The sequence below is a fragment of the Aeromonas sp. R10-2 genome (assembly GCF_040908445.1).
Lineage (GTDB): Bacteria > Pseudomonadota > Gammaproteobacteria > Enterobacterales > Aeromonadaceae > Aeromonas > Aeromonas veronii.
In genome coordinates this window covers 1-12003 of the sequence record NZ_JBFODS010000097.1, presented here as the reverse complement: position 1 = coordinate 12003, position 12003 = coordinate 1, and the positions used below count along the sequence as shown (strand labels likewise).

The following is a 12003-nucleotide window of genomic DNA, read 5'->3' as shown; positions in this document are numbered from 1 at the left end:
GTCTGCCAACTGGTTTCCCCCAGCTTCTCTCGTGTCCCTGCAAAGTGCTCACTCTTGCCTAGTGATTAATGCTCTCCCCGATAGCTGGCATCTGTGCCACACGCAGCTCCTTGTGGTGCCGCTTGTGTTGATACATGTCGGCATCGGCTCTGGCAAACGCGGCGGCAAAGTCGCCGCGATAGGGGGCCATCCCCATGCTGCACGAGATAGTGGGGGAGGCGCTGGCCAGCATGGTCGTCAGCCTGGCCATCGCCTGTTGCAGTTCGGTCGGTGTCAGAGTGGTGAGCAGCACAAACTCATCCCCGCCGAAGCGGGCGGCAATCCCCCCCTGACCGAAGTGCTGGCGTATGCCGTCTGCGATAAGGCGCAGGGCCTGATCACCGGCCAAATGGCCACTGCTGTCATTGAGCTGTTTGAGATTATCCATGTCGATCAGCAGCAGGGTGCCTTCCGGCTGCCCCTGCAGAGCGAGTTCGAATTGCTGGCGATTGGCGAGTCCGGTCAGCTGGTCGGTATTGGCCAGCTGATAGATGCGACGGGATTGCTGATAGATGGTGATGGCGTGGCGAATATCCCGCGCCAGAATCGCCATCAGGTGGCTGTCGTAGCGGGTAAAGGCATTACGTTTGCTGCTGTCCATATTGATCATGCCGTAGAGCTGACCATCGATATGGATCGGGGTCGCCAGCGTAGCCTGGATGGGTAGGTCGGTGCAGTTGACCAGCAGCTCTCTGTCCTGTTCGGACAGGGGCATGGTGGCATTTATCTTCGACAGGTCGTTGATCAGCAAGGTTTTGTTGCAACGCCCCTGAGTCAGCTTGTACTGAAAGGTGTGCTCCAGCGGCAGATTGATCCGCCGCAGTTTCACCAGATCCATGCCGATGGCCGCTTCATATCTCAACATGCCTGTGCCCGGCAGCAGCTTGATCAGGCAGCCCATCTCGGCTCCCGGGATCAACATCACGGCTCGTCTGAGCAGATCCTCCAGAAAGGCCTCTTCGGTCTGGTATTGCGCCGAGTTGCGGGCCAGTTCGGCGGTGGTTTCGTTGATCTTGAGCGCCTCACTCAGATGCTGCCACTGGCGGTGCAGATGGTAGCGGTAGTGGCGATAGAGCCAGAAGGTGCAGATAAGGTAGCTCTGGACTAGCAAGGTGCTGGCAAGCGGCGCCCTTTGCCAGCCATTGAGGCTGTTGATAAGCCAGATCATCCCGGCCAGTGGCAAGGCATAAATCGTCAAACGAACAAATTTGTCGTATCTGGATAACCGGGTGCGTGAGGGCAATTCGCTGGGCATGAAGACACCTGCTGGCCATGCAAAGCGGCGATTATAAATTCATTAGTTGCGATACAGATGGGTCTTTTGTCGCATATTGTTCTTACTCATTGATTTTTCTCAATTTGGTGTGATGCAGATCAAAAAAATGGTGTGAGGTATCTGGTTGGAGGTGATGAGATTATGTCTGCATATCCGGCTGTTTTTTAAACATTAATTTCTTGAAAGTGGGTAATTGTCGGGGTTGGTAACTGGTGGGCTGGCAATGGTCCGATTTGCTTACTTATCAGAATTACCCTACAGTCAATCGGCGATTATTTATCGCCAGAAATAACGTTGTGACAAGGGCAAACCGATTGAAAAGTCGGGACGCAAAGCTTCCGGTCTAAGGGTCAAGACGACCTAGGATAGCGGGGCCACCACAGTAGAATGCAGGCTGCCTTTGCCAAGGGGTGGCCGTTTTTGTGTCACCTGTCGTGTTGCGTTGCCCTTTCGTTTTTCCAATAACGAAAAGGAAAGCAATATGCTAAGTCCAAAACCTGCACTGCTGGCTATGATGGTCGGTACCCTGCTCGCCTCCTCCGCCGCTTATGCGGCGGCTCCCGGCAAACCCGCCATCGGTTGGGGCCCCACCAAGTTTGCCATCGTCGAAGTCAACCAGTCCGCGACCGCTTATAACGAGCTGGTCAAGGTGAAGGATGGCGCCGATGTGACCGTCACCTGGAATCTCTGGAACGGCGATATTGGCCAGAGTGCCAAGGTGCTGCTGGATGGCAAGGAAGTCTGGTCCGGTCCCTCTTCCGCCGCGGGTACCGCCACCTTCAAGGTGCACAAGGGGGGGCGCTATCAGATGCAGGTCGCGCTGTGCAACGGCGATGGCTGCACCCTGTCTGATGCCAAGGAGATCGTGGTCGCCGATACCGACGGCAGCCACCTTGCGCCGCTCAAGCCAGCTCTGCAGGAGCACAACAAGCCTTACGTCAACAAGTCCGGCAAGGTGGTCGGCACCTACTATGTGGAGTGGGGGGTCTATGATCGCAACTTCACCGTGGACAAGCTGCCGGCCCAGAACCTGACCCATATCCTCTATGGCTTCACCCCGATCTGTGGCGGTGATGGCCTCAACGACAGCCTCAAAGAGATTTCTGGCAGCTTCCAGGCGCTGCAACGTGCCTGCGCCGGGCGCAAGGATTTCCAGGTCGCTATTCACGATCCCTGGGCCGCGCTGCAAAAAGGGCAGGGGTCACTGGTCGCCTGGGATGAGCCCTACAAGGGCAACTTTGGCAACCTGATGGCCCTCAAACAGGCCTATCCGGACCTGAAGATCCTCCCCTCCGTCGGTGGCTGGACCCTCTCCGACCCCTTCTTCTTCATGCATGACAAGGTCAAGCGTGACGTGTTCGTCGCCTCGGTCAAAGAGTTCCTGCAGACCTGGAAGTTCTTCGACGGCGTCGATATCGACTATGAGTTCCCGGGCGGGGACGGTGCCAACCCCAATCTGGGGGACAAGACCAAAGATGGGGAAACCTATGTGCTGATCATGAAGGATCTGCGCGCCATGCTCGACGAGCTGGAGGCCGAGACCGGTCGCACCTATCAGCTCACCTCCGCCATCGGGGCCGGTTACGACAAGATTGAGGATGTGGATTACAAGGCTGCCCAGCAGTACATGGACCACCTCTTCGTGATGAGTTACGACTACAACGGTGCCTGGAGCAATACCTCCCTGGGTCATCAGGCCAACCTCTATCAGGCCACCAACGGCTCGGCCAACAAGCGCTACAACACTGATGCAGCGGTTCAGCAGTTGCTGGCGCAGGGGGTCGACTCCGAGAAGCTGGTGATCGGTGCCGCCGCCTACGGTCGCGGCTGGAAAGGGGTGAGCGGCTATCAGGGCAACGATCCCTTCACCGGCACCGCCACCGGCAAGATCAAAGGCACCTGGGAAGATGGCGTGCTGGATTATCGCCACATCGTCAACAGCCATATGGGCGCAGGCTGGGAGTACAACTACGACGAGACTGCCGAAGCAGCCACCCTGTTCAAGCCTTCCACCGGCGAGCTGATCACCTATGACGACGAGCGCTCGGTCAAGGCGAAAGGCCAATACGTGCTGGCCAACAAGCTGGGCGGGCTCTTCTCCTGGGAGATCGATGCCGACAACGGCGACATCCTTAACGCCATGCATGAAGGTCTCGGTCACGGTGAAGGGGTCACTCCGCCAGCCAACAAGCCGCCGGTTGCCAATGCGGGCAGCGATCTGAGTGTCACCGGCCCGACCGAGGTGACGCTGAACGGCTCCGCCTCCCACGACCCGGAAAATGGCACCCTCACCTATAGCTGGAAGCAGGTCTCCGGCCCGCAGGCCGCTCTGCTTGATGTCACTCAGGCCAAGGCCCGGGTTGTACTCGATGCCGTGTCCGCCGACATCAATCTGGTGTTCGAGCTGACGGTGACCGATGACCATCAACTGACCGCCAGGGATCAGGTAGTGGTGACCAACAAGGCGCCGCAGCCCAACCTGCCACCAGTGGTCACATTGCCTGCCAGCGTCAAGGTGGAAGAGGGCAAGCAGGTGACCATCACTGCCAAGGCATCCGACCCCAATGGCGACGAGCTGATCTACCAGTGGCAAGTGCCTGCCGGTATCACGGCGACCGGCCAGAACAGCGCCACCCTGGTGGTCACCGGCCCGGCGGTGGATGTCGAAACCGGTTATGACCTCTCTGTGACCGTCTCCGATGGCGCACTCGACGCCAACGCGGCAACCCGCCTCACCGTCACGCCAGTCAACGAAGGCGGTGAGGGGGGCTCTTGCAGCACCACAGATCCGGAAGCGGCCAACGTTCCCGCATGGCAGGCCAGCAAGGTCTACAACGGCGGTGACAAGGTGAGCCATAACCAGCTGGTATGGCAGGCCAAGTACTGGACTCAGGGTAATGAGCCGAGCCGCGCCGCCGATCAGTGGGCGCTGGTGAGTCAGGTTGATCTGGGTTGGAACGCAGCCGTTGCCTACAACGGCGGGGATCTCACCAACCACAACGGCCGTCAGTGGAAGGCCAAGTGGTGGACTCAAGGCAATGAGCCGGGCAAGCACGATGTCTGGCTGGATATCGGGGCAGCAAGTTGTAACTGAGGCCTCCTCACCGATGACGGGGCATGGCGACATGCCCCTCATTCCCGGTAGCAATATGAATGAGAACCCGACAATGACCACAAATGTGACCCGAATCGCTGCCCTCATCATGGCAACCCTGGCGGCTGGCCCCCTGTCTGCCGCCACCTCGCCCCTGATATTCAATGACACGACCCCGCAAAGCGATCTGGCGGGCAGCCTGGCTGCCAGAGTGCAGTTTGCCCAGAGCCAGATCCTGCCATCCCATCCCAAGGAGGGGGATCGCCAACCCATCCTGACCAGCCTGCGCAAGAGCTTGCTGCTGGTGCAACCGCTCCAGGCCGATGGGGTGACTCCCATGACGGTGGAGGCTCGTGACGGCAGTGGCAAGCTGCTTGGCACCCTGACCTTGTCGCCGCCATCGGCGCTGCCAGAGACTGTCTACCACCTCGCGGGAGCTCCTGCCGGGGGAGTGAGTTTCATCCCGGAGAGCGGCACCACTGCCATCATCAGCAGCAGTGCTGATTTGGCCAAACTGAACGACAAGAGCGGCGCCTTCCTCAAGGAGCGGCTCACTGGTCGCGCGCTGGTGGAGATCCAGACCGCCGACGGCCGCTGGGTTCGGGATATCTACCTGCCCGTGAGCCCGGAGCTGGAGGGCAAGATGGTGCGGGTCCGCTCCAGCGCCGGTTATAACTCGACGGCCTTCTATGGCGAGCGACAGGTGACCGTCTCCCGTGGCCAGACCCTGCAGTTCAAGTTTGCCAATGGGCAGTGGTTCCGCGAGGGGGAGCTGGAGAACAACCGCATCACCTATGCAGCGGATACCTGGAGCGGCGAGCTGCCCGCCGAGTGGATCCAGCCCGGACTGAACCTCTCCGTTCGTCAGGGCAATCTCAGTGGTGAACTGCGTGACATCAAGGTCGGCGCCCCCGGCGAACTGCTGCTGCACACCATCGACATTGGCATGCTCACCACACCACGGGATCGCTTTGCCTTTGCCAATGACAAGGAGGCCCATCGCGAATACTTCCAGACCATTCCGGCCAGCCGGATGATTGTCAGTCAGTATGCACCGCTCTCCCTGCCTGAGGTGATGCTGCCCAACGGAACATTGCTGACTGATTTTGACCCGAGCGAAGGGGGCTGGCATGGCGGCACCATGCGTCAGCGCATCGGCAAGGAGCTTATCTCCCACGGCATCGACAATGCCAACTACGGCATCAACAGCAGTGCCGGTGAAGGGGAGGGAAGCCATCCCTTTGTGGTGGCCCAGCTGACGGCGCACAACAGTCGCGGCAAGTATGCCAATGGAGTTCAGGTGCACGGAGGTTCCGGTGGCGGTGGCATCGTCACGCTGGATGATTCGCTGGGCAACGAGTTCAGCCACGAGGTGGGCCATAACTTCGGCCTTGGCCACTATGTGGATGGTTTCCGCGGCTCGGTTCATCGCAGTGCCGATCAGCTCAACTCCAGCTGGGGCTGGGACAGTGACAAACACCGTTTCATCCCCAACTTCTCGCCGACCCGCACCAATGAGGATGCCTGTCTGGATGGCCAGTGCCAGCCACCGTTCGATGGCCGCAAGTTTGGGCACGATGCGATGGCGGGCGGCCGCCCCCTCTCCGGCGCCAACCGTTTCACCCTCTATACCCCCAATTCGGCCGCCATCATCCAGCGTTTTCTGGAGAGCAAGGCGGTGTTCGATGCCAACTCGGCCACCGGCTTTAGCAAGTGGAACAGTGCTACGGCCAGGATGGAGCCCTATCAGCACACAATCGAGGGGATCGAGAAGGTCGATGCCCCCATGGATGCCCTGAGCGAGGCCGGACTGAGTGCCCTGCTGGCGGATTACGGCTTGGTCAGGGTCGCCATGTGGGATGGTCGCTGGACCCGTGATATCCGGGTGCCGGTTGCCTCTGCGGACAACCGTGGGCGCAGTCTGACCATCGATCACGGGGCCGGTTACAACAGCCACCTCTTTATCAACGGCAAGGAGACCCTGGTGAGCAGGGGCTTCAAGAAGAGCTTCACCTCGGATGGCCAGAGCTGGGTGGAGGTCTCCCCCATCGATACCAAGGTTGCGCGCAAGCCCGAGCAGTTCGGCGTGCCGGTGACCACTCTGGTGGGCTATTACGATCCGCAAGGAGCCCTGCGCAGCTACATCTATCCGGCTCTGCACGGCGCCTACGGCTTCACCTATCCGGATGACAGCAACACCCTGTCCGGCAATGACTGCCAGTTGCAGGTGGAGACCCGCGATGGTCTGCAGCGCTTCAGGCTGGCCAATCACAGAGCGGCCAGTAGCGTCATGAACAAGTTCCACATCAACCTGCCCACCGCCAGCGAGCCCGGCCGCGCCACCATCCAGTGCCGTGGCCAGACACTGGTACAGCAGAGCTTGCTGCCACCGCAGCAGGCGCTCTCCTTTACCGTCAACGGGCGGCCGCTGGAGCAGGGCGTGGTGGAGAACCAGCCTCCGGTGGTGACCGTACCGGCGCAGCTCGGCGGCATCGGCGGTGAGTGGCTGACCATCACCGCCGAGGCGAGCGATCCCGAGGGGGATGCGCTGAGCTACCGCTGGCACTTCCCGACGGGCTGGCAGGCGGACGGCGAGACCAGTGCCAACCTGCGTCTGCTACCGCCGGCAGTCACCACCAGCGAGCAGCATGAGCTGAGTGTGAACGTCTCGGACGGGGTACATCAGAGCGAAGGGCGCATCGTGCTGACGCTGGAGCCCGTGGTCGACGGCTCTTGCAACACCACAGATCCGGAAGCGGCGAATGTTCCCGCATGGCAGGCCGGTAAGGTCTACAACGGCGGCGACAAGGTGAGCCACAACCAGCTGGTATGGCGTGCCAAGTATTGGACTCAGGGCAATGAACCGAGCCGCGCCGCCGATCAGTGGGCGCTGGCGAGTCAGGTTGAGCTGGGCTGGAGCGCTAACGTTGCCTACAACGGCGGGGAGCTGACCAACCACAATGGCCGTCAGTGGAAAGCCAAGTGGTGGACTCAAGGCAATGAGCCGGGCAAGCACGATGTCTGGCTGGATGTCGGGGCGGCAAACTGCCCCTAGGTTGAGTCCATGATGAAGATGGCGGAGCCTGTTCAGGCGGGCTCTGCCTTTTGCCACAAAACCATAGAGAGCAACAATAATGAAAAAAAACCGCATCACCCTTCTGCTTGCCAGCATGATGCTGAGCGGCCACCTGTGGGCGGCCGAGGCATACGACATCAACAAATCCTATCCGGGCGGCAGCCAGGTCAATTACAACGGCCAGGTTTTCGAGGCCAAGTGGTGGGTCAACCCGGGTCAGACTCCCGGTATGGCGGCCGCCAATGAGTGGGATACCCCGTGGAAGCTTGTCGGCGAAGGGGAAGTGACCCCGCCGGACACCGGCGGCGATGACAAGCCCAATCCGCCGACGCCAACTCCACCGGATGGCAGCACCACCCCCGTCTATATGAGCCAGGCCGAGTTGGATGCCAAAGAGAAGGCGCTGACCGACTTCCCGGCGATGGAAGCGGTCAAGGCTTCCATCGCTACCCGGGACAATCTGGTGGTCGAGGCGGTGCAGCCGGGCCGTGCCGACAACCCGGGCAACGTCAAGCGGGTCGAAAGCCTGCTGAGCGAGAGCCAGTTCAACTACCTCTTCCCGCTGCGCGCCCCCGAGTACACCTATCGCGGCCTGCTGCAGGCAGCGGCCAAGTTCCCGGCCCTGTGCGGCGACTACAGCGACGGCCGCGATGCCGATGCCATCTGCCGCAAGACCTTGGCGACCATGTTCGCCCACTTCGCTCAAGAGACCGGCGGCCATGAAAACTGGCGCCCGGAGGCCGAGTGGCGTCAGGCGCTGGTCTACGTGCGCGAGATGGGATGGAATGAGACCATGCGCGGTGGTTACAACGCCGAGTGCCGCCCCGATGTGTGGCAGGGTCAGCAGTGGCCGTGCGGTACTTTCGACAATGGCGAGTTCAAGAGCTACTTTGGCCGCGGCGCCAAGCAGCTCTCCTACAACTACAACTACGGCCCCTTCTCCGAGGCGATGTTCGGTACGGTACGCACCCTGCTCGACCGTCCCGATCTGGTGGCCGACACCTGGCTGAACCTGGCCAGTGCGGTGTTCTTCTATACCTATCCGCAGCCGCCCAAGCCCTCCATGCTCCATGTCATCGATGGCACCTGGCAGCCGAATGACCATGACAAGCAGAACGGTCTGGTGCCGGGCTTCGGGGTCACCACCCAGATCATCAATGGTGGGGTGGAGTGCGGTGGCCCGGTCGAGCACGCCCAGTCCCAGAATCGCATCAACTACTACCGCGAATTTGCCAACTACCTCGGGGTGGCGGTGCCATCCGACGAGGTGCTGGGTTGCAAGAACATGAAGGTGTTTGACGACAAGGGCGCCGGTGCCCTGCCCATCTACTGGGAGCAGGACTGGAGCTATGTGGCAGAGAACCCCAACGGCGGCAAGAGTTACGCGTGCAAGCTGGTGGGTTACCAGACCCGTTTCAGCGCCTTCAAGGAGGGGGATTACAGCCGCTGCGTTCAGCACTTCTATCCGGAGGTGGTGATCGAGGATAACGGCGGTGGCACCAACCTGCCGCCGGTGGCTAATATCACCGGTCCGGCGCAGGCCGAAGGTGGCAGCAAGGTGACCCTCTCCGGCCAGCACTCCAGCGATCCGGAAGGCAAGCCGCTCACTTATGCCTGGACTATTCCGGCAGGTGCCTCTGCCTCGGCACTGGATCAGGTCACTCTGGAGTTGACTCTGCCCAAGCCGGCCAGCGATACCAGGCTGGAGATCAAACTGACGGTCACAGATGAAGGTAATCTGAGCCGCAGTACCACTCATAGCCTGCTGGTGAAAGGAGAGGAGGGGGGCGTAACGCCGCCTGACTATCCGGCCTATAAAGAGGGGACTCCCTACAAGGCGGGCGAGCGGGTCAGCAACGGCGGTGCCAGCTACGAGTGCAAACCGCACCCCTACACCGGCTGGTGTGCCGGTGCCGCCTGGGCTTATGAGCCGGGCAAGGGTACGGCTTGGGCCGATGCCTGGATCAAACTCTGAGCCGTTTCAGGGTTACAAGGCTTGCCGATTAGCCAGCGCACTATCTGGTGCAATGACAATCCGGAGCAATAAAAGATGGGGCCTGCGGGCCCCATTCTTGTTTGGTGGAGTTCAGGTTTGGCCGTGGAACATCTGGCCCGGACAGGACAGCGCCTCGAGAGGGCTGTGTGATGATGTGTGTTGTTTTTTTATTACATTTTCCGTGAAAGGCTTTCAGCAATTATTTGCCGTAGCGGAAGTAGTATTCACGGGTGGAGGGGGCATAGGCATCTTTCTCTACAACGCCGTTCTTGGTGGTTGCACCGCGCAGGTGGAACAGGACTGCCAGATTCTCAAACATGGTTTACCTCATCGCTCTGTCATTTATGGTTATGGTGTGTGACCTGTGTCACGGTTTGATCCTATGGTCATTTGTGAGCCAGATCAACTTTCTGTGTTGTAAATTTACAAAAATCATGGAAAGGGTTTTCAAATGCAATGCCCTTTATGGAAAGGCTTTCCCGAGGTGACGGGGGAGAAGCTGACGATCAGCCTGCAAAAGATGCCTGAGAGCGGGGGCGTTGCACGGGGAAAGAGGCTTGCTGCACGGCCTCTCCTGTATAGCTGCTTGAGCCGATTTGTGACATAAAACAGAGAGATAGCATGCGTCTTGCTGGTAAAAACAGCGAACTGCTGCAATTTTGACTAAACGAATCAGTCGCGGTTATTTTAGGGTTGACAGCAAAGCGGGTGATGCCTATCATGCGCCTCCGTTGCCGGAGATAACTTCGTCAGCGCCGAGGTGAGTTGGGGTTATAGCTCAGCTGGGAGAGCGCTTGCATGGCATGCAAGAGGTCCGCGGTTCGATCCCGCGTAGCTCCACCAAATTCTCCTCGAACAATCTGGAATCAGAGGGGTTATAGCTCAGCTGGGAGAGCGCTTGCATGGCATGCAAGAGGTCCGCGGTTCGATCCCGCGTAGCTCCACCAGATTCCTGATTGTTGTACTGAATACCCAGGGCAGTGCGGTGTGTATCACCCAAGCCGACCTTTGTGGGGTTATAGCTCAGCTGGGAGAGCGCTTGCATGGCATGCAAGAGGTCCGCGGTTCGATCCCGCGTAGCTCCACCATTATTTAGGATGAATGGCCGCCAGAACCATTCATTCAGTACCGAATTTGGGGTTATAGCTCAGCTGGGAGAGCGCTTGCATGGCATGCAAGAGGTCCGCGGTTCGATCCCGCGTAGCTCCACCAAATTCAGAGTGACGTCAGTCATTCACACAAATCGGGGTTATAGCTCAGCTGGGAGAGCGCTTGCATGGCATGCAAGAGGTCCGCGGTTCGATCCCGCGTAGCTCCACCAAATTCTTATTACAAGAAGCAAAAAGGCCACCGCATCGCGGTGGCCTTTTTGTTTTCTCTGTCCCGTCCTGAATATGGTTTACACCTTTCCCCCCAATAAATGGAGAACCCGATGGGACAAGGTGTGAAACGGACACAGCGCGATTACTCGCTGACTTTTAAACTGGCACTGGTCGAGCAAATTGAAAAAGGCGAGCTCACCTACAAACAGGCTCAGGTGCGTTATGGCATTCAGGGCCGCTCCACCGTTCTGGTATGGTTGCGTAAACATGGTCGGCAAGATTGGAGCCAGGGGGCTTCTGTACGCGCCGGCAGGAGCATCACCATGCCTGACCCCGACAACCAGACGCCCGAACAGCGCATCAAGGAACTCGAGCAGCAGCTGGCACTGATGAGTCAGAAGGCCCGGTTCTTTGAGGCCGTCGTCGATGTACTGAAGAATGACTACGGTGTCTCCATCGTAAAAAAGCGACCCGGCAAGTCCTCTCGCAGCGGCAAGTCGAGAGGCTGACCATTGTCAGGGCTTGCCTGTTTCTGGGGATAAGCCGGCAGGCTTACTACAAGCGCAATCGGGTCGCCGACGAGCGCCATGCACAAGGGCTGCAGGTGGTGCGCTTCGTGCGTCAGGTTCGACTGCGACAACCTCGGGTGGGCACTCGCAAGCTGCATTATCTGCTCCAGGGTCAGGAGGATGGCGGGCTCAAGGTAGGGCGGGACAGGCTGTTTCAGATATTGGCCGAGCACCGCTTGCTGGTGCAGCCTAAGCGGGCGTATCACAAGACCACCCACAGTTTTCACCGTTTCTACCGTCATCCCAACTTGCTCAAGGCGGGGCCAGAGCAGGTTACGCCGGTAGCACCGGAGCAGGTCTGGGTCGCAGATATCACCTATCTGCCAGCCAGGAGCGGGCCGCTGTACCTGAGCCTGGTGACGGATGCGTACTCACGCAAGATAGTGGGCCATCACGTGCACGAAGGAATGCATGCCGAATCGGTGGCGATGGCGTTCAAGAAAGCGCTGAAGCAACGGTGTGGCGGCGGTGAACTCATCCATCACTCGGACCGCGGCGTGCAATATTGCTCGGGGCTGTATCAGTCACTACATGAGCGGTACGGGGTGAAATGCTCGATGACGGATGGGTATGACTGTTACCAGAATGCGTTGGCGGAGCGGGTGAACGGGATTTTGAAAGGAGAGTTATT

4 protein-coding genes, 5 tRNA genes, 1 pseudogene and 1 riboswitch are annotated in these 12003 nt (G+C 59.4%); of the genes and pseudogenes, 9 read left to right on the top strand and 1 reads right to left on the bottom strand.

All coding sequences use genetic code 11. The features are described 5' to 3' along the window. Positions 1–58: 58 nt before the first annotated feature. On the bottom strand, positions 59–1294 hold the full coding sequence (locus AB5Y97_RS18735) for a diguanylate cyclase (RefSeq protein WP_368158718.1): 1236 nt from the start codon (positions 1292–1294) through the stop codon (positions 59–61). Between the two features lie 315 nt (positions 1295–1609). Beyond that, a riboswitch (cyclic di-GMP riboswitch) is annotated at positions 1610–1697 on the top strand. A 99-nt stretch (positions 1698–1796) separates the two neighbouring features. Here AB5Y97_RS18735 and AB5Y97_RS18730 point away from each other — a divergent pair. The 9 genes and pseudogenes from AB5Y97_RS18730 to AB5Y97_RS18690 form a co-directional block, all read left to right on the top strand. Continuing rightward, a complete protein-coding gene (locus AB5Y97_RS18730; protein ID WP_368158716.1) occupies positions 1797–4409 on the top strand; it encodes a glycosyl hydrolase family 18 protein in 2613 nt (870 codons plus the stop codon). Between the two features lie 73 nt (positions 4410–4482). Next, positions 4483–7464, top strand: a complete 2982-nt coding sequence (locus AB5Y97_RS18725) for a M66 family metalloprotease (protein ID WP_368158714.1) — start codon at positions 4483–4485, stop codon at positions 7462–7464. 79 nt (positions 7465–7543) lie between these two features. Continuing rightward, positions 7544–9460 carry a glycoside hydrolase family 19 protein gene (locus tag AB5Y97_RS18720; RefSeq protein WP_368158712.1) on the top strand — a complete coding sequence of 639 codons (1917 nt, stop codon included), beginning with the start codon at positions 7544–7546 and terminating at the stop codon, positions 9458–9460. A gap of 788 nt (positions 9461–10248) precedes the next feature. Then, a tRNA-Ala gene (locus AB5Y97_RS18715) sits at positions 10249–10324 on the top strand. A 28-nt stretch (positions 10325–10352) separates the two neighbouring features. After that, a tRNA-Ala gene (locus AB5Y97_RS18710) sits at positions 10353–10428 on the top strand. Positions 10429–10493: 65 nt separating this feature from the next. Continuing rightward, positions 10494–10569, top strand: a tRNA-Ala gene (locus AB5Y97_RS18705). A 48-nt stretch (positions 10570–10617) separates the two neighbouring features. Then, a tRNA-Ala gene (locus tag AB5Y97_RS18700) sits at positions 10618–10693 on the top strand. Between the two features lie 33 nt (positions 10694–10726). Next, positions 10727–10802, top strand: a tRNA-Ala gene (locus AB5Y97_RS18695). A gap of 111 nt (positions 10803–10913) precedes the next feature. Beyond that, a pseudogene (locus tag AB5Y97_RS18690) lies at positions 10914–12003 on the top strand (IS3 family transposase); the annotation flags it as partial.

Bases quoted from the DNA above. Each gene is read 5' to 3' on its own strand.
- AB5Y97_RS18735 (WP_368158718.1), bottom strand. From the start codon at position 1,294: ATGCCCAGCGAATTGCCCTCACGCACCCGGTTATCCAGATACGACAAA.
- AB5Y97_RS18730 (WP_368158716.1), top strand. From the start codon at position 1,797: ATGCTAAGTCCAAAACCTGCACTGCTGGCTATGATGGTCGGTACCCTG.
- AB5Y97_RS18725 (WP_368158714.1), top strand. From the start codon at position 4,483: ATGACCACAAATGTGACCCGAATCGCTGCCCTCATCATGGCAACCCTG.
- AB5Y97_RS18720 (WP_368158712.1), top strand. From the start codon at position 7,544: ATGAAAAAAAACCGCATCACCCTTCTGCTTGCCAGCATGATGCTGAGC.